At 71.2% G+C, this 18009-nt stretch carries 13 protein-coding genes; 11 read left to right on the plus strand and 2 right to left on the minus strand.

Annotation, left to right across the window (positions count from 1 at the left end; all coding sequences use genetic code 11):
• Positions 1-66 precede the first annotated feature (66 nt).
• Together B5557_RS29350 and B5557_RS29355 are read left to right on the plus strand one after the other, a co-directional pair.
• Positions 67-1572 (plus strand): CYTH and CHAD domain-containing protein, encoded by a 1506-nt coding sequence (locus B5557_RS29350; protein WP_079662276.1) that lies wholly within the window; start codon positions 67-69, stop codon positions 1570-1572.
• 102 nt (positions 1573-1674) lie between these two features.
• Complete coding sequence (locus B5557_RS29355; RefSeq protein WP_079662277.1) at positions 1675-3627, plus strand: TIGR03960 family B12-binding radical SAM protein; 1953 nt, start codon at positions 1675-1677, stop codon at positions 3625-3627.
• A gap of 167 nt (positions 3628-3794) precedes the next feature.
• Here the strand turns inward: B5557_RS29355 and arsM are convergent, their stop codons facing one another.
• A complete protein-coding gene (arsM, locus tag B5557_RS29360) occupies positions 3795-4733 on the minus strand; it encodes an arsenite methyltransferase (RefSeq protein ID WP_079662278.1) in 939 nt (312 codons plus the stop codon).
• Positions 4734-4837: 104 nt separating this feature from the next.
• Here arsM and B5557_RS29365 point away from each other — a divergent pair, with 104 nt between their 5' ends.
• Genes B5557_RS29365 through B5557_RS29375 form a run of 3 tightly spaced genes read left to right on the plus strand, consistent with a single transcriptional unit; the run spans position 4838 to position 6426 of the window.
• A complete protein-coding gene (locus B5557_RS29365; RefSeq protein ID WP_079662279.1) occupies positions 4838-5215 on the plus strand; it encodes an ArsR/SmtB family transcription factor in 378 nt (125 codons plus the stop codon).
• Entirely contained in the window at positions 5206-5952 is a 747-nt protein-coding gene (locus B5557_RS29370) for an aquaporin (protein WP_173877867.1), read from the plus strand. The genes B5557_RS29365 and B5557_RS29370 overlap by 10 nt, the downstream gene beginning before the upstream one ends.
• A gap of 24 nt (positions 5953-5976) precedes the next feature.
• Entirely contained in the window at positions 5977-6426 is a 450-nt protein-coding gene (locus tag B5557_RS29375; RefSeq protein WP_079662281.1) for an arsenate reductase ArsC, read from the plus strand.
• A gap of 69 nt (positions 6427-6495) precedes the next feature.
• Here the strand turns inward: B5557_RS29375 and B5557_RS44535 are convergent, their stop codons facing one another.
• Positions 6496-7380 (minus strand): hypothetical protein, encoded by an 885-nt coding sequence (locus B5557_RS44535; protein WP_180291661.1) that lies wholly within the window; start codon positions 7378-7380, stop codon positions 6496-6498.
• 258 nt (positions 7381-7638) lie between these two features.
• Between B5557_RS44535 and B5557_RS29385 the strand changes: the two genes are divergently transcribed.
• The 6 genes from B5557_RS29385 to B5557_RS29410 all read left to right on the plus strand — a co-directional run bounded on the left by B5557_RS29385 (position 7639) and on the right by B5557_RS29410 (position 17916).
• Positions 7639-8790: a glycosyltransferase gene (locus tag B5557_RS29385; protein WP_231976068.1), complete on the plus strand. Its 1152-nt coding sequence runs from the start codon at positions 7639-7641 to the stop codon at positions 8788-8790.
• A 69-nt stretch (positions 8791-8859) separates the two neighbouring features.
• Entirely contained in the window at positions 8860-10023 is a 1164-nt protein-coding gene (locus B5557_RS29390) for a hypothetical protein (RefSeq protein WP_079662283.1), read from the plus strand.
• Positions 10024-10071: 48 nt separating this feature from the next.
• Positions 10072-10836 carry a TIGR03936 family radical SAM-associated protein gene (locus tag B5557_RS29395; RefSeq protein ID WP_079662284.1) on the plus strand — a complete coding sequence of 255 codons (765 nt, stop codon included), beginning with the start codon at positions 10072-10074 and terminating at the stop codon, positions 10834-10836.
• 277 nt (positions 10837-11113) lie between these two features.
• Entirely contained in the window at positions 11114-15319 is a 4206-nt protein-coding gene (locus B5557_RS29400) for a ribonuclease E/G (RefSeq protein ID WP_107472645.1), read from the plus strand.
• Positions 15320-15778: 459 nt separating this feature from the next.
• Positions 15779-16894 carry a DegT/DnrJ/EryC1/StrS family aminotransferase gene (locus B5557_RS29405; RefSeq protein WP_099938207.1) on the plus strand — a complete coding sequence of 372 codons (1116 nt, stop codon included), beginning with the start codon at positions 15779-15781 and terminating at the stop codon, positions 16892-16894.
• Positions 16891-17916 (plus strand): Gfo/Idh/MocA family protein, encoded by a 1026-nt coding sequence (locus B5557_RS29410; protein WP_079662287.1) that lies wholly within the window; start codon positions 16891-16893, stop codon positions 17914-17916. Before B5557_RS29405 ends, B5557_RS29410 begins: the two co-directional genes overlap by 4 nt.
• Positions 17917-18009 lie beyond the last annotated feature (93 nt).

The raw sequence follows: 18009 nt of genomic DNA on the forward strand, positions 1-18009 counted from the left end.
AGTTCAGCCGTGATTCGGATCCGGTGCGCACTGCCGTTCGCGCCCGACTGCGACTAGATTCGAATCATGGCGGAGACGAAACGCGAGATCGAGCGCAAGTACGAATCCGACGACAGTGGACTGCCCGACCTGACCGGCGCCGCCGGGATCACGTCCGTCCTGGACAAGGGCGTCGCCGAGCTGGACGCGACCTACTACGACACCTCCGACCTGCGGCTGGCCACGGCATCCATCACGTTGCGCCGTCGTACCGGAGGCTCCGACGCCGGCTGGCACCTGAAACTGCCGGTCGGCCCGGGTATCCGGGACGAGATCCGGGCCCCGCTCTCCGACGCCGTACCCGACGAGCTCGCCCAGCTGGTCCGCTCCCGTGTGCGGGAGGGACAGCTGGTGCCCGTGGTGCGGCTGCGCTCCAGCCGGGACGTCCGCGACCTCGTCGACGCCAAGGGCCGGCTGCTCGCCGAGGCCAGTGTGGACGCCGTACGGGCGGACCGGCTGTTCGGCGGACAGGGCACCGCCCAGTGGACCGAGATCGAGGTGGAGCTCGCCGACGGCGGCGACCCGGTCCTCCTCGACAAGGTGGAGAAGCGGTTGCGCAAGGCGGGCGTCCGGCCGTCGAAGTCGGCGTCGAAGCTGGAGCGGGCGCTGGCGGAGACGAAGGGCGGGCATCCGCGGCCGAAGGACACGGGCCCCGCCGAGCCCGTCACCGCCGGAGACCACGTGCTGGCGTACATCCGTGCCCAGCGGGACGCGATCGTCGAGCTGGACCCGGCCGTGCGCCGGGACGCCGAGGAGTCGGTCCACGACATGCGGGTCGCCACCCGCAGGCTGCGCAGCACGTTCCGCTCCTTCCGCAAGGTTCTCGACCGGGACGTCACCGACCCGATCGGGGCCGAGCTGAAATGGCTGGCCGGGGAGCTGGGCGTGGGCCGCGACCACGAGGTGCTGGCCGAGCGGCTGGGCGCGGCCCTCGACGAACTGCCCTCCACTTTGGTGTCCGGCCCGATCCACGACCGGCTGCGCACCTGGGCCAAGGCCGGCGAGCGCGGCTCCCGCCGCCGTCTGCTCGGTGTACTCGACTCGCGGCGCTATCTGACGCTCCTCGACAGCCTGGACGCCGTGGTCGCCGACCCGCCGACGCTCAAGGCAGCCGCCAAGAAGCCGGCCAAGGTGCTCGCCAAGGCCGTGCGCAAGGACTTCGGGAAGGTCTCCGCGCTGATCGAGGAGGGCATGGAGCAGCCGCCCGGCACCGACCGCGACCTCGGACTGCACGAGGCCCGCAAGAAGGCCAAGCGGACGCGGTACGCGGCCGAGACGGCTCACCCGGGCCTCGGCAAGCCGGCCAAGGCCCTCGTCAAGTCCATGAAGTCGCTCCAGAGCCTGCTCGGCGACCACCAGGACAGCGTCATGGCCCGCACAACCCTGCGGGAGCTGTCCGCGGTGGCGCACGCGGCGGGGGAGAGCGCCTTCACCTACGGCGTGCTGTACGCCCGTGAGGAGCGGCGCGCGGAGCGGGTGGAGGAGGCACTGCCCAAGAAGTGGAAGAAGACCAGCGGCTCGATGCGGGTTTAGGGCAGGTTCAGGGCCGGAATCCTCGCGGGCGGGGGAGTCCTCCGGGCGGGTTAGGCTTGATGGTCACCCCTGTCCCTGTCAGCTCACGAAGGTAACCCCGCGATGTCTGTCGAGTCGGTCTTCCCGCAGCTCGAAGCCTTGCTCCCGCATGTGCAGAAGCCGATCCAGTACGTGGGCGGCGAGCTCAACTCCACCGTCAAGCCCTGGGAGTCCTGCGACGTCCACTGGGCGCTCATGTACCCGGACGCGTACGAGGTCGGTCTGCCCAACCAGGGCGTCATGATCCTCTACGAGGTCCTGAACGAGCAGGAGGGCGTCCTCGCCGAGCGCACGTACAGCGTGTGGCCGGACCTGGAGGCACTGATGCGGGAGCACGCCGTCCCGCAGTTCACGGTGGACAGCCACCGCCCGGTGAAGGCGTTCGACGTGTTCGGCCTGTCGTTCTCGACGGAGCTGGGCTACACGAACATGCTGACCGCCCTGGACCTCGCCGGCATTCCGCTGGAGTCCAAGGACCGCACGGTCGACGACCCGATCGTCCTCGCGGGCGGCCACGCCGCGTTCAACCCCGAGCCGATCGCCGACTTCATCGACGCGGCGATCATCGGCGACGGCGAGCAGGCCGTCCTCGACATGACGAAGATCATCCGCGAGTGGAAGGCGGAGGGCCGGCCGGGCGGCCGCGAGGAGGTCCTCTTCCGCCTCGCGAAGACGGGCTCGGTGTACATCCCGGCGTTCTACGACGTCGAGTACCTGCCGGACGGCCGGATCGCGCGGGTCGTACCCAACAAGTCCGGCGTGCCGTGGCGCGTGTCGAAGCACACCGTCATGGACCTGGACGAGTGGCCGTACCCCAAGCAGCCGCTGGTCCCGCTCGCCGAGACGGTCCACGAGCGCATGTCGGTGGAGATCTTCCGCGGCTGCACGCGCGGCTGCCGCTTCTGCCAGGCCGGCATGATCACCCGCCCGGTGCGCGAACGCTCCATCACCGGCATCGGCGACATGGTGGAGAAGGGCCTGAAGGCGACGGGCTTCGAGGAGGTCGGCCTCCTCTCCCTGTCGAGCGCGGACCACAGCGAGATCGGCGACATCGCCAAGGGCCTGGCGGACCGGTACGAGGAGGACAAGATCGGCCTGTCCCTCCCCTCCACCCGGGTGGACGCCTTCAACGTCGACCTGGCGAACGAGCTGACCCGCAACGGCCGCCGCTCCGGCCTGACCTTCGCGCCCGAGGGCGGCTCGGAGCGCATGCGCAAGGTCATCAACAAGATGGTCTCGGAAGAGGACCTGATCCGGACGGTCTCCACCGCCTACGGCAACGGCTGGCGGCAGGTGAAGCTGTACTTCATGTGCGGTCTGCCGACGGAGACCGACGAGGACGTGCTGCAGATTGCCGACATGGCGATGAACGTGATCGCCGAGGGCCGCAAGGTCTCCGGCCAGAACGACATCCGCTGCACGGTGTCGATCGGCGGCTTCGTCCCGAAGCCCCACACCCCGTTCCAGTGGGCCCCGCAGCTCTCCGCCGAGGAGACGGACGCGCGCCTGGAGAAGCTCCGCGACAAGATCCGCGGCGACAAGAAGTACGGCCGCTCCATCGGGTTCCGCTACCACGACGGCAAGCCGGGCATCGTCGAAGGCCTGCTCTCGCGCGGCGACCGCCGCATCGGCGCGGTCATCCGGGCCGTCTACGAGGACGGTGGCCGCTTCGACGGCTGGCGCGAGCACTTCTCCTACGACCGCTGGATGGCGTGCGCCGACAAGACGCTGCCCGCCTTCGGCGTGGACGTCGACTGGTACACCACGCGCGAGAAGACCTACGAGGAGGTCCTGCCCTGGGACCACCTGGACTCGGGCCTCGACAAGGACTGGCTCTGGGAGGACTGGCAGGACGCCCTCGACGAAACAGAGGTCGAGGACTGCCGCTGGACGCCTTGCTTCGACTGCGGGGTCTGTCCCGCCATGGACACGACAATCCAGATTGGCCCCACGGGTAAGAAGCTGCTGCCGCTGACGGTCAAGAAGGACGCTGCGACCAGCGGACACCGGCACTGAGGTGGGTGAGGCGCTGCGGCGGATTGGCTGTGGCTGACGGTGCAGAGGATGAGGTGGCTGCGGCGCTGGGCGCACGGAGTGGTCTGACCCCGTCGTCTGCCTGAGAACGGCCTCTGCGAGCTTCTGGGCCCCCTCCTTGATCGGGAGGGGGCTCGGTCAAGTCCGGATCAGCTCTGACAGCCGCAGCCGCAGCCGCAGCCGCAGCCGCAGCCGCAGCCGGATGCCGCCTTCGCCGCGCTGACGCTGACGGTGGGGTCTGCCGACGTCTCGACCTCGGTGCAGCAGGCGTTCAGTCCGCAGCATGTGTCCGTCGATGTGTCCGTCGATGTGTCCGTCTGGGGGTCGGGCTGCGGAGTCACCGCCGGCTTGTACGCGCGGATGGTGGCGGAGTGCATGCCGTCGGCTACCGGATGCGTCGGAACGATCTCGATGTCCGTGAACCCGGCCGCTTCCAGTCCTGCGCGGTACTCCTCGAAGGAGAGCGCGCCCGCGATGCATCCCACGTAGTCGCCGCGCTCCCCGCGCTGGGTCGGGGTGAGTGAGTCGTCGGCGACCACGTCGGACACGCCGATCCGACCGCCCGGCTTGAGTGCACGGTAGGTCTCGGCGAAAACGGCGGGCTTGTCGGTGGACAGGTTGATCACACAGTTGGAGATCACGACGTCGATGCTGTTCGCGGGCAGGGGGATCGCCTCGATGGTGCCCCTGAGGAACTCGACGTTCGTCGCGCCGGCCTTCTCGGCGTTGGCGAGGGCCAGGGTCAGCATCTCGTCGGTCATGTCGAGGCCGTACGCCTTGCCGGTGGGGCCTACCCGGCGGGCGGAGAGCAGCACGTCGATGCCGCCACCGGAGCCGAGATCGAGGACGCGTTCGCCCTCGCGCAGCTCGGCGACGGCGCTGGGGTTGCCGCAACCGAGGGAGGCGGCCACGGCCTCGGCGGGCAGGGTCTCGCGCTCGTCGGCGGCGTACAGGGTCGAGCCGAAGTTCTCGTCGACCTCAATGGGCTGAGGCCCGCAACAGGCGGTGCCCCCTTCGCTGACCTGCACGGCCGCGGCCGCGTAGCGCTGGCGGACGGTTTCCCGTAGGTCGGTGGACTGGTCGGACATGGATCACTCCTGGGTGACTGGGCATGGCGGTGCCCTGAACGGCTTGTATTGACGTTCGTTGATTCAACCTTGCGTCTTGGTTCGAAAAACGTCAACATAGAAGCATGTCGAATCAAGAGCTGAAGATCCTCGGTCAGGACGGGGATGGTTCCTGCTGCGAGGGACTGGCCACTGCGCCCCTGGATGAAGAGCGGGCGGCCGACCTGGCAAAGATCTTCAAAGCCCTGGGCGACCCGGTGCGTCTGCGGCTGATGTCGATGATCGCCTCGCGAGAGGGCGGCGAGGTGTGTGTCTGTGAGCTGACCCCTGCCTTCGACCTCTCGCAACCAACGATCTCGCACCACCTGAAGCTTCTCAGGCAGGCGGGGCTCATCGACTGTGAGCGCCGCGGTACCTGGGTCTACTACTGGGTGCTGCCCGATGCCCTCGACCGCTTGGCCGGATTCCTGGCCATGCCGCAGACGGCAAAGGTATTCGCGTGAGTGCGCCCCTGGGCCGCCGCGTCGCTGCAGAGACGGTTGGTTCGGCCGCGCTGGTCGCGGTGGTCGTCGGCTCGGGGATCCAGGCGACCGAACTCTCACGGGACGTGGGGGTCCAACTGCTCGCCAACTCCACTTCCACGGTCTTCGGACTGGCCGTGCTGATCCTGCTCCTCGGGCCGGTCTCCGGCGCGCACTTCAACCCGGTCGTCACCCTCGCAGTGTGGTTCACCGGTCGGAGGAACGCGGACGGGCTGAGTCTGCGGGAGGTGGCCGCGTACGTTCCGGCGCAGATCGCGGGGGCCGTCGCCGGCGCGGTCCTGGCCGATGCCATGTTCTCCGAACCCCTGGTGAAGTGGTCTGCTCATGACCGCTTCACAGGGCACCTATGGCTCGGGGAAGCAGTGGCGACCGCCGGACTGGTTCTGCTGATCTTCGGCCTGAACCGGACGGGGCACGAGCGATTCGCTCCGGCCGCTGTGGCGTCCTTCATCGGGGCCGCCTACTGGTTCACCTCCTCCACCTCCTTCGCGAACCCTGCGGTGACCATCGGCCGGATGTTCACCGACACCTTCGCCGGGATCGCCCCGACCTCCGTCGCGCCGTTCATCGCGGCTCAACTGGTGGGTGCTGCCGTCGGCTTGAGCCTGGTGGCGTTGCTTTTCGGGCCCGCCGCTCCTGCCGAAACCGAGGTCGTCATGCCGCAGGGCGACACCGAACTCGCTGTTTCTCCTCGCTGAACCGTCTGCCAAGGAACCTCCGCCATGAGCGACTCCACTCCGCGCCCCTCCGTTCTGTTCGTCTGCGTCCACAACGCCGGGCGCTCTCAGATGGCCGCCGCCTTCCTCACTCACCTCGCCGGGGAGAAGGTGGAAGTCCGCTCGGCCGGCTCTGCCCCTGCCGACACGGTCAATCCGGTGGTGGTGGAAGCGATGAACGAAGTCGGCATCGACATCTCCGCCGAGACACCGAAGGTCCTCACGGTGGAAGCCGTGCAAGCGTCCGATGTCGTCATCACGATGGGGTGCGGAGACGCCTGCCCTGTCTTCCCGGGAAAGCGATACCTCGACTGGCAACTCGACGATCCGGCCGGCCAGGGCGTCGATGCCGTCCGCCCGATCCGGGACGAGATCGAGCAGCGGATCCGTGTCCTGATGAACGAGCTGATCGGCAGCAGGCGGGGAGCGGGCACCGTCACTGACTTGCGGTCATGAGCCGTCAGGGGTGTGCGGAGGGCCGGTCGACCGGCCCTGCGCACACCCCGTTGGCGTGTTGGCGGCCCGTCAGTTGGGTGTGACGGCTGTGCCGCTGTTGGTGGCGAGGGCCGCGGGCTGAAGGTTGACCCTCACCCAGGGCTGGGGGAGGCCCTGTGCGTCATTGCAGTTCAGGGTGGCATTGGGCTGGGTGTTCTGCTCTACGCAGGTGGTCTCCCAGACCTGGCCCAAGGTGGTGATGATGTCGAACTTGATGGGGTCCCCGGCGTTCTGGCTGTGGGCGTTGAGGCCGATGGCGCAGGCGAAGCCGACAGGGGCGCCCTGCGAATCCACACCACCCAGGGGGTAGTAGGGGTGCGTGCTGAGATCGGTCCACAGGAAGGGATGGGCATTGGTGCCCCGGAGGTCGCGGATACCCGCGAACGCCCGCGTGTCGAACAGCGCGGCCCGGAGTTCGAAGTTGTTCGAGTCCTGTGCCGCGTCGAGGTCGATGCAGGGGCCGGCAGCGCCCGTGGATCCCGTGGAACCCGTGGATCCCGTGGCCCCCGTGGCGCCGGTGGCCCCCGTAGCTCCGGTGGCCCCCGTAGCTCCGGTGGCCCCCGTAGCTCCGGTGGCCCCCGTGGCGCCGGTCGCGCCGGTGGCCCCCGTGGCGCCGGTCGCGCCCGTGGCGCCCGTAGCACCCTTGGGGCCCGTCGGGCCTGTCGGGCCCTTGCAGTGGTCCTTGGTGGCCAGCTCGGCCGCCCGGGGTTTGTGATGGCCCGGCTTGCACTTGTCGCCGCCGCTGGGGGTGGCCTCCGCCCGCGCGTAGTCGGTGACGCTGCGCGCCGCCGCGGCGGCCGGGCTGATCACGCCCGCCGCCAGGACCACGGCGAGCGAGGCCACCATGCCGGCCTTCTTGCATCTGTGCCGGGCCACCGGCCCGAGGAGAGAGTACGGTCCGAACTCAGGTCGCATTCTCGTGCTCCTTGCATCGAACGGTCCGGGTGGTCCCCGAACCTGAGGGCGAGCCTGACCCGAGGAGCGGGCTGCGGCGAGGCGCGTGACCCGAAAGCGTCTGTTTATCGACGTATCGGACTAATCGGTGCGTGCTGATGGGTCATTCTTCGCCGGGGTCGGCCGCCTGGGTGTTTTCGCGGCCGTTCGGGGAGCGTTGCGGCCCGCTTCGCGCGTGGATGAGCGGCCCCGCACCAGGCCTGTGTCACCTTGACGCCCGTGAAACAGCAGACCCTGTGCCTGTGCATGATCGTCAAGGACGAGTCGCGGGTGATCGAACGCTGCCTGGAGTCCGTCCGCCCCCTCATCGACTACTGGGTGATCTCCGACACCGGTTCCACGGACGGCACGCAGGAGCTGATCCGCAAGGTGCTCGACGGCATCCCGGGCGAGCTCCACGAGGAACCCTGGGTCGACTTCGGGCACAACCGCACGCAGAACATCCAGCACGCCCGCCGCAAGGCCGACTACCTGCTCACCCTCGACGCCGACCACGTCATGCGTCAGGACGCCCCGCTGCCCCGGCTGACGGCGGGCTCGTACATGCTGCGCTACGACACTCCGGGCACGCAGCACCGCTTCAAGCACCTCATGCGCGGCGACTGGGCCTGGCGCTACGAGGGCGTCACCCACGAGTACCCGTGCACCGACGAGCCCGATCGGCAGGAGAACCTGGACGCGCTCGTCATCGAGGACCACGCCGACGGCGGCTGTCGCAGCGACAAGTTCGAGCGCGACGCGCGCCTGCTGCGGAGCGAGTTGGAGCGCGATCCCAACAACCCGCGCACCGTCTTCTACCTCGCCAACACCGAACGCGACCTGGGACACGTGGATGAGGCGATCGCGCTGTACGAGCGGCGGGCCGGCCTCGGCGGCTGGGGCGAGGAGGTGTACTGCTCGCTTCTGGAGGCAGGGATCCTCAAAGCGGAGAAGGCCGACGACTGGCCCGGCGCCATGGACGCGTTCTCCCGCGCCTGGGAGTCCCGCCCCGCCCGCCTCGAAGCCGTCTACGAACTGGCCTCGCGACTGCGCCTGCAGAGCCGCTATCACACCGCGTACGCCCTGCTCGGCGGGGTCGTCGGCGCCCGCGAGCCGGACGACCTGCTGTTCACCAAGTCGTGGGTGTACCAGTGGGGTCTGCTCTTCGAGTTCTCCATCTGCGCCTACTGGGTCGGTGACCACACGGCCGCCGTCCGGGCCTGCGACGCGCTGCTGGCGATGCCGGACCTGCCCGACGCCATCCGTCAACAGACCGCGACCAACCGGGAGTTCTCCGTCCAGCACGTCAGGGCCGTGCCCCGGTCGGCCGCCCCGGTCCGTCGGCCGAAGGCCTCCAGGGCCGGCAAGGCGGCCAGGACCCGGAAGAGGTGACGACGCCTTGAAGGCTGCGTTCCGGCTGGTCAGTGCATCCGCCGGGGCGCCTGTAGCGTCTACGCCGACATGGACCTGCAGAAGCCGCCCGCCGCACCGCCTGCACAGGCGCCCACCGGGCCCCCCACCCGGACGCCCGACCGGGCGCCCGAGGGGTGTCTCGTCGTCGCGATCAGGCTGCCCGTGCGGATCGTCGTGCTCGTGCTGGTCGTGCCCGTGCGGATGGTGTGGGACGCGCTCGTCGTCGTCGGACGGTTCCTCAGGGACACGGTCCTCCGGCCGCTGGGGCGAGCCCTGTTGTGGCTGGGGAAGGCGCTGTTCGTCTGGCCGCTGATCGGGCTGTGGCGGTACGTCGTGGTCCCCGTGGGCCGGGTGCTCGGCCTGCTCGGGAAGGTGCTGCTCGTCGTGCCGGCGGTGTGGCTCTACGGGTACGTCCTCACCCCGGTCGGGCACGGCATCGCGTGGCTGGCGCGGGGGACCGGGGCCGGACTGGCGTGGGTGTACGCGCGCGTGCTGACGCCCGTCGGCCTTGCGGCGCTCTGGCTGCTGAAGGGGATCGGGGCCGTCCTCGCCGTCGTCGGCGTCGGCGCGTACTCCGGTGTGGCGTGGCTGGTGCGGTACCTCGTCGTCGTTCCGGCCCGCTGGGTCCACGCGTGGATCCTCGCGCCGGTCGGGCGGGCGATCGGCTGGTGCGCGCGAGGGGTGTGGCTGGGTCTGGTGATGCTGGTCAGGGGGATCGGTTTCGTCCTGTACTGGATCACCCGGATCGTGGTCGTGCTGCCCGCGCTGGCTCTGTGGCGCTGGGTGCTCGCTCCCGTCGGGCGTTTCCTCGCGGTTCTCGCGCGGGAGGTGGGGGACGCCCTCGGGCACGCCTGGCGGATCGCCGGACGGATCTCGCTCGCTGTCGGACGGTTCCTCGGCACCCTCTTCCGGTGGATCTTCGTCGAGCCGGTGCGCTGGGCGTACCGGACCGTCCTCACCCCGGTCGGGCACCTCGTCCGGGACGCCGTGCTGCGTCCCGCGGCCCGGGCCGCGCGCAGCGTGGGCCGCACCGTCCGGCAGACTCTGGCAGCCGCCCGGGAGACGGCCCGGCAGGCCCGCGAGGACGTGCGCCGGATGCTCTTCGGGCAGTCCGGGAAGCCGATCGAGCGGGAGGCCGTCGTCCGGCGGGAACCATCGGAGGGCGAGACACGTACTCTTGGTAGGAGTACGACCGCTCTCACGAAGGACTGAACGACACTGGGCAAGCGACAGCCCGAAGGCCCGCCGCCCGCACCCGCGGTGCAGCGCATCCGACTGCGCTACACCAAGCGCGGCCGCCTCCGGTTCACCAGCCACCGTGACTTCCAGCGCGCCTTCGAGCGTGCGTTGCGCCGTGCCGAGGTGCCGATGGCGTACTCGGCGGGGTTCACGCCGCATCCGAAGGTGTCGTACGCCAATGCCGCACCCACCGGCACGGGCAGTGAGGCGGAGTACCTGGAGATCGCGCTGACCGCGGCGCGTGACCCGGAGAAGCTGAGAATCCTCCTCGACGAGTCGCTGCCCGCCGGGCTCGACGTCGTCGACGCGGTCGAGGCCCGGACGTCGGGGCTCGCCGACCGGCTGACGGCCTCCGTCTGGGAGCTGCGGCTGGCGGGGGTGGACCCGGCCGACGCCGATCGCGCGGTGGAGGCCTTCAACGAGGCCGACACCGTAGAGGTCCAGCGCATGACCAAGAACGGCGTCCGCACCTTCGACGCCAGGGCCGCGGTCGTACAACTTGAGACGCACAGTGAACCTGCTGATAGGCCTACCGACCAGCCCTGTGCGATACTGCGGCTGGTTGTTCGGCACGTGACGCCTGCCGTACGACCCGACGACGTCCTGTCCGGTCTCCGCGCCGTGGCCGACCTGGCGCCGCCGGTCCCCGCAGCGGTGACCAGGCTGGCGCAGGGGCTTTTCGATGAAGAGACCGGCACGGTGACCGACCCGCTCGCGCCCGACCGCGAGGCAGCACAGGCCCCCACAACGGCCGTACCCGCTGCCGCCGCGAAGGCGCCCGCGTAGGGAAGGTTCCGCGAAGGGACGGACGTCGTAGCGCCGCCCTCGGACTCGGGAGCCACCTGGGTCGGGCAGCGCACCGACCAGAAGACTTTCGCCAGGCCGTACGCATTCGGCGTACGGAACCGGCGAGACAGGACACAGAGAGCTCCCGTGCGGCGCCCGCGCCCCGGACGGCGGCACCGCGCATCGCGCGAGCCGCGGACGTCAACGGCGATCGATCCCCCGTGATCGACGCCGGACCAGGTGCGGCGCCCGGGAGCCTGACGGGAGAAACGCCCGCATGCTCGAGCCAACAGAATCCGCAGAGTCCGTGACGGACTCCGAATCGAACACCCCCAGCGACACCCTGCCGCCGCGTCGTCGGCGCCGTGCCGCTTCCCGCCCGGCGGGTCCGCCGGTCGCCGCCGCCGACACCTCGGCCGAGATCACCACGCCGGCCATACCGGCCGTGGAGTCCGTCGAGGAGCTGGCGGAGGAGGATCTGCGGACCGCCGACGTCAAGGCCAAGGAAGCCGAAGAGGCCGCGGCGGTCGAGGAAGCCGCCGAGGCCGCGCCTCGTACGCGGCGCCGGGCCACCCGCCGTGCCTCCGCGCCCGCCGGCGCTCCGGCCGCCGCCGAGGCCGCCGAGACGGTCGTGCCCGTGGCCGCCGCCGAGCCGCTCGCCGAGCAGGCCGCCGCCGATGAGGCCGCGGTCGAGGAAACCGCCGTCGAGGACGCCGCTCCTCGCCGTACCCGCCGCCGGGCCACGCGTCGCGTGTCCGCGCCCGCCGGAGCGGCTCCGGCCGAGGTCGTCGAGACCGCCGCCCAGGAGGTCGCCGTCGTGGAACAGCCCGCCGCAGAGTCCGAGACCGCGCCCGCCGCCCCGGTGGCCGACGAGGCGCCCGCGCCCCGTACGCGGCGCAGGGCCACCCGCCGGGCGACCGCGCCCGCCGGCGCCCCGGCCCCGGAGGTCGAGACGCCCGCCGCCGACGCCGAGGCCCCTGCCGTGGCCGACGCGGCTCCCGCCGAGGCCGCTCCCCGTACCCGCCGTCGCGCCACGCGCCGGGTCTCCGCGCCCGCCGAGGCCGAGGTCACCGAAGTGACCGAGGCGTCCGAAGCGGCGGAGGTGACCGCGGCGGCCGCCGAACCGGTTGTCACCGCTCCCGCCGCCGCTGCCGCTTCTGCCGCCGCTGTCGAAGAGCCGAAGGCCGTCGAGGCCCCTGCCGCTCAGGCCGACGAGGACGCCGGTCCGCGGCGTGGCCGTCGTCGAGTGGTCCGGCGGGCCGCCGGTGGCTTCTCCGCGCCCGAGCCGGTGAAGGGCGACGGCGAGGAGGACGCGCCGCGTCGCCCTGCGCGGCCCGCGGTCGCCGTGTTCCAGGCGCCCGTGTTCGCCGAGCCGCAGTTCCAGACGCCGCAGCGGGCCGCGGCCGAGGCTGCCGCCGCCGTGGCCGAGGAGGTCGTCGAGGCCGAGGAGCCCGAGGAGGCCGCGGAGCCCCCGGTGGAGGAGCCGGCCGGTTCGCGCCGTCGCCGTCGCCGCCGCGGCGCCCCCGCGGTCGAGGAGACCGAGACCGCCGCTCCGGCCGCCGCCGTGACCGGCGCGCCCGCCGCCGAGGAGGAGCCCGAGGAGGCCGAGGAGGCCGCCGAGGACGTCGTCGAGGGTGACGACGAGAGCGAGGAGACCGGTTCGCGCCGCCGTCGCCGCCGTGGCGGCCGTCGCCGTCGTCGTGGCGATGCCGCCGACGGCGAGGGGGAGGCCGGGGACGCCGAGGCCGACGACCTCGCCGCCGAGCAGGCCGAGCAGGACGCCGAGGACACCGCCGAGCAGGAGGACGAGGACGCCGAGGACGCGGAGGACGGGGCCGGTGGCTCCACCGCCGGAAGCCGTCGTCGCCGTCGTCGCCGTCGCCGCGCCGGGGACTCCTCGACCGAGGCCGAGACGGGTGACGGAGACCCCGAGCGCACGGTCGTCAAGGTCCGCGAGCCGCGCAAGCCCTCCGAGCCGTCCGACGAGGTGCAGTCCATCAAGGGCTCCACGCGTCTGGAGGCCAAGAAGCAGCGCCGCCGGGAAGGCCGTGAGCAGGGGCGTCGTCGCGTCCCGATCATCACCGAGGCCGAGTTCCTGGCCCGCCGCGAGGCCGTCGAGCGGGTGATGGTCGTCCGCCAGAGCGGCGAGCGCACCCAGATCGGTGTCCTGGAGGACGGCGTGCTCGTCGAGCACTACGTCAACAAGGAGCAGGCCACCTCGTACGTCGGCAACGTCTACCTGGGCAAGGTCCAGAACGTGCTGCCGTCGATGGAGGCCGCCTTCATCGACATCGGCAAGGGCCGCAACGCGGTGCTCTACGCCGGTGAGGTCAACTTCGAGGCACTGGGCATGGCCAACGGCCCGCGCCGCATCGAGGCCGCCCTCAAGTCGGGTCAGTCGGTCCTCGTCCAGGTGACGAAGGACCCGATCGGGCACAAGGGCGCCCGGCTGACCAGCCAGGTCTCCCTCCCGGGCCGCTACCTCGTGTACGTGCCCGAGGGCTCGATGACCGGCATCAGCCGCAAGCTGCCCGACACCGAGCGGGCCCGGCTGAAGACGATCCTCAAGAAGATCGTCCCCGAGGACGCGGGCGTCATCGTGCGCACCGCCGCCGAGGGTGCCAGCGAGGACGAGCTGCGCCGTGACGTCGAGAGGCTCCAGGCGCAGTGGGAGGAGATCCAGAAGAAGGCCAAGAGCGGCAACGCCCCGACGCTGCTGTACGGCGAGCCGGACATGACCGTCCGGGTCGTGCGCGACATCTTCAACGAGGACTTCTCCAAGGTCGTCGTCAGCGGTGACGAGGCCTGGTCGACGATCCACGGCTACGTCTCGCATGTCGCGCCCGACCTGGCCGAGCGGTTGTCGAGGTGGACGTCCGAGGTCGACGCCTTCGCCACCTACCGGATCGACGAGCAGCTCGCCAAGGCGCTGGACCGCAAGGTCTGGCTGCCCAGCGGCGGTTCGCTGGTGATCGACCGGACCGAGGCGATGGTCGTCGTCGACGTCAACACCGGCAAGTTCACCGGCCAGGGCGGCAACCTGGAGGAGACGGTCACCAGGAACAACCTGGAGGCGGCCGAGGAGATCGTGCGCCAGCTGCGGCTGCGCGACCTCGGCGGCATCATCGTGATCGACTTCATCGACATGGTGCTGGAGTCCAACCGGGACCTGGTGCTGCGCCGGCTCCTCGAGTGCCTGGGCCGCGACCGTACGAAGCACCAGGTCGCCGAGGTGACGTCGCTGGGGCTCGTGCAGATGACCCGTAAGCGGGTCGGGCAGGGCCTGCTGGAGTCGTTCTCCGAGACCTGTGTGCACTGCAACGGGCGCGGCGTCATCGTCCACATGGAGCAGCCGGCCGCCGTCGGCGGCGGTGGCAAGCGCAAGAAGCGCGGCCGCGGTGGCGACGCCCATGAGCACGAGCACGAGACGGTGGCGGCCGAGGTCGTCGAGCCCCTCGTGAGCGTCGAGCTGGAGGCGGAGACCGAGGCCGAGATCGCCGCCGAGGTGGCCGAGCCCGTCGCGCTCGCCGCGCCGGAGTTCGCGGCCGACGAGGAGCTGTACAGCAGCATCGCCGAGGCGGAGGCCGCTGCCACGCGTGGCCGGGGCCGGCGCCGGGCGAGCCGCCGGGCGTCCGCTCCGGCGGGTGCGCCGCGCGGCGGTCAGTCGCGCAGGGCGGGCGGCTCCGGGACGTTCGCCACGCCGGAGCCCGCCGAGCCGGTCGCCGAACAGGTCGCCGAGCCGGTCGTGGAAGCGGTCGTGGAGGCACCCACCGCGCAGGAGGTCACCGTCGAGGCGGAGGCCGGGCGTCCGGTGCAGCCGGCCGAGGCCGTCGCCGCGCACGCCGAGCCGGTCGCCGTCGAGGACCCGGTCGTCGAGGCTCCGGCCGCCGAGGCCGCCGTCGTCGACGAGGCCGCGCCCAAGGGCCGTACGCGTCGTCGCGCCACCCGCAAGGTGTCCGCGCCGGCCGGTTCGCCGGCGGGGGCCGAGGCCGCCGTGGTGACGGTCGCCGAGTCGGCGCCCGCGCAGGCCCCTGTCGTGGAGGCTCCCGTCGCCGAAGTCGCTCCGGTGGAGCAGGCCGAGGCGACACAGCCCGACGAGCCCGTCGCCGAGAGCGCGGCCCCGGCCCGCCCGCGGCGCCGCGCCGTGCGCAAGGCCACCGCGCCGACCGCGTCCGAGGAGACGGCCGTCATGGTCGTCCCGTCGGCCGTGACGGAGCCCGCGACCGAGGAGGCCGCGGACACCGAGGCGCCCGCCGAGGAGGCGGAGGCCGCTCCGGCGAAGAAGACGGCCGCCCGCAAGACGGCTAAGAAGGCCACGGCGAAGAAGGCCGCCACCAAGAAGACGGCGGCAGCCAAGAAGACGGCCGCGAAGAAGACCGTCGCCAAGAAGACGACCGCCAAGAAGGCGGCGAAGGCCGTGTCGAAGAAGACGGCGGCGGCGCAGACGAGCGCCCCGGCCGTCTCGGCCTCGACGGAGGACTGACGTCCGGCTCGGGCCGACAGCGGCGGCGCGGGTACCCGGTACGTCCGGGTGCCCGCGCCGGTGCCGTAACCGCCCCGACATGCCCGCGTCGCCCTGAGTTCATGGGAGAGTTACTCTGTGTCTCGCTTGTGATGGAGGGCACCCGCGCGGTGGGTTTCGCTGTGATAACCCTGGGGAAAATCGCCGTCTCCGGGCTGGTAACGTGCACTCTGGTCCCGGTGGCCAAAGACATGCACACCGTGACCACAGCCGATGAGCGCATCCGGTCTTCCAGCCGGACACGGCTGACTTCCCGCAAGGAACCCGCACGGGGCGGGGCCCTGTGTACAAAGCCGTCCGCCCGCCCACAGGCACCGGCGGACAACCAGGGATGCGGCCGTGCTGCACTTCGACACGGTCCCTTCCCGACCATGCATGACGTGGTGCGCCTTCGAGGTCGCCGTAGAGGAGGGGATGTCGATGACCGACGCCCATGAGTTCATTCCGGCCGCCAAACCCGTGATCGGCGAGGAGGAGATCGACGCCGCGGTGCGCGTGCTGCGCAGCGGCATGGTCGTCCAGGGGCCAGAGGTGGCCGCCTTCGAGGAGGAGTTCTCGGACGTGGTCGGCGGACGCCACTGCGTCGCGGTCAACTCCGGTACCTCCGCGCTGCACCTGGCGCTGCTCGCCCTCGGTCTCGGCCCGGGCGACGAGGTCATCGTGCCGTCGTTCTCCTTCGCCGCCTCCGCCAACGCGGTGCGGCTGGTCGGCGCCGACGTGGTCTTCGCCGACATCGACCCGCAGACGTACTGCCTGGACCCGGCCGCGGTCGAGGCGGCCCTGTCGCCGCGCACCGCCGCGATCATGCCGGTGCACCTGTACGGGCACCCGGCCGCCATGGACAAGATCATGGCGATCGCCGAGCAGCACGGCCTCGCCGTCGTCGAGGACGCCTGCCAGGCCCACGCGGCCGCCCTGAACGGCACCCCGGTCGGCGCCTTCGGCGCCGTCGGCACGTTCAGCTTCTACCCGACGAAGAACATGCACAGCCTCGAGGGCGGCATGATCTCCACCGGGGACGCGGAGACCGCCCGCACCCTGCGCCTGCTGCGCAACCAGGGCATGGAGAAGCGCTACGCCAACGAGATCGTCGGCGCCAACGTGCGCATGACGGACGTCTCCGCCGCCATCGGCCGCGTCCAGCGCCGCAAGCTGGACGGCTGGACCGAGCAGCGCATCGCCAACGCCGCGTACCTCACCGAGCACATCACCGCGCCGAACGTGATCACGCCGAAGCTCGCCGAGGGCGCCCGGCACATCTACCACCAGTACACGGTGCGTATCCAGGGTGACCGCGACGCCGCCATGGCCAAGCTGACCGAGGCCGGCATCGGCAACGCCGTGTACTACCCGACGCCCATCCACCGGCTGAAGCCGTACTGGGAGCCGGACCAGAAGGCGGGTCGCACCTGGGACCTGCCCGAGACGGACCGCGCGGCCGCCGAGGTCGTGTCGCTGCCCGTCCACCCGGCCCTGTCGGCGCAGGACCTGGAGCGCATCGTCACCGCCGTCAATGCTCTGGGGGAGCAGCTGTGAGCACCGGGAAGTCGCTGCGAGCGGGTCTCGTCGGCCTCGGTTCCATGGGGCGTCACCACGCCCGTGTCCTGGCGGGTCTGGACGGCGTCGAGCTCGTCGCCGTCGTCGACCCGATGGGCGACAAGTTCGGCGCAGCCCAGGGCGTGCCGATTCTGGACACCGTCGAGGAGCTCATCGCCCTCGGTGTGGACTACGCCGTCGTGGCCTGTCCCACGCACCTGCACGAGGAGGTCGGCCTGGCGCTCGCCGCGGCCGGCGTCTGCGCGCTGATCGAGAAGCCGGTCGCGGAGACCGTGCAGGGCGCCCGTCGCCTCGTCGAGGCGTTCGAGTCGCGCTCGCTGGTGGCCGGCGTCGGTCACATCGAGCGCTGCAACCCGGCGCTGATGTCGCTGCGCGCGCGGCTGGAGGCCGGCGAGCTCGGTGACGTCTACCAGGTCGTCACCCGCCGCCAGGGCCCGTTCCCGCACCGCATCGCGGACGTCGGCGTGGTCAAGGACCTCGCCACGCACGACATCGACCTCACCGGCTGGGTCACCGGCCGCCAGTACGTGTCCATCGCCGCGCACACCGTCTCCAAGAGCGGCCGCGAGCACGAGGACATGGTCTCCGCGGTGGGTCGGCTCGACGACGACACCATGGTCAACCACCTGGTGAACTGGCTGAGCCCGCTCAAGGAGCGGTTCACCTCGGTCACCGGTGAGCGCGGCTGCTTCATCGCCGACACCCTCACCGCCGACCTCACGTTCCACTCCAACGCCGCGGTGACCACCGAGTGGGAGGCCCTGCGGGCCTTCCGCGGTGTCTCCGAGGGCGACATGATCCGGTACGCCATCCCCAAGCGTGAGCCGCTGCAGGTCGAGCACGAGCTGTTCCGGGACGCGGTGCTCGGCAAGCCCGCCGACATCTGCACCCTGCGCCAGGGCATGCGCACCGTCGAGGTGGCCGCCGCGGTGCTGGAGTCGGCGACCACGGGTAACAGCGTGTCCCTTCAGCCGGAGGACCTGGCCGCAGATGGCAGCTGAGCATCACACATCGGGGGAACGGTGCGTGCTCGGCGGGACTCCTATGTTCTGTGAGACTTTCCCCGCAGGACCCAGCCGGCCGTCGGCTGTCGG

The organism is Streptomyces sp. 3214.6 (assembly GCF_900129855.1).
Taxonomy (GTDB): Bacteria; Actinomycetota; Actinomycetes; order Streptomycetales; family Streptomycetaceae; genus Streptomyces; species Streptomyces soliscabiei.

What these genes read in the sequence shown, in the direction of transcription:
- B5557_RS29350 (WP_079662276.1), top strand. Translation starts at nt 67, where the DNA reads ATGGCGGAGACGAAACGCGAGATCGAGCGCAAGTACGAATCCGACGAC.
- B5557_RS29355 (WP_079662277.1), top strand. Translation starts at nt 1,675, where the DNA reads ATGTCTGTCGAGTCGGTCTTCCCGCAGCTCGAAGCCTTGCTCCCGCAT.
- arsM (WP_079662278.1), bottom strand. Translation starts at nt 4,733, where the DNA reads ATGTCCGACCAGTCCACCGACCTACGGGAAACCGTCCGCCAGCGCTAC.
- B5557_RS29365 (WP_079662279.1), top strand. Translation starts at nt 4,838, where the DNA reads ATGTCGAATCAAGAGCTGAAGATCCTCGGTCAGGACGGGGATGGTTCC.
- B5557_RS29375 (WP_079662281.1), top strand. Translation starts at nt 5,977, where the DNA reads ATGAGCGACTCCACTCCGCGCCCCTCCGTTCTGTTCGTCTGCGTCCAC.
- B5557_RS44535 (WP_180291661.1), bottom strand. Translation starts at nt 7,380, where the DNA reads ATGCGACCTGAGTTCGGACCGTACTCTCTCCTCGGGCCGGTGGCCCGG.
- B5557_RS29390 (WP_079662283.1), top strand. Translation starts at nt 8,860, where the DNA reads ATGGACCTGCAGAAGCCGCCCGCCGCACCGCCTGCACAGGCGCCCACC.
- B5557_RS29400 (WP_107472645.1), top strand. Translation starts at nt 11,114, where the DNA reads ATGCTCGAGCCAACAGAATCCGCAGAGTCCGTGACGGACTCCGAATCG.
- B5557_RS29405 (WP_099938207.1), top strand. Translation starts at nt 15,779, where the DNA reads ATGACCGACGCCCATGAGTTCATTCCGGCCGCCAAACCCGTGATCGGC.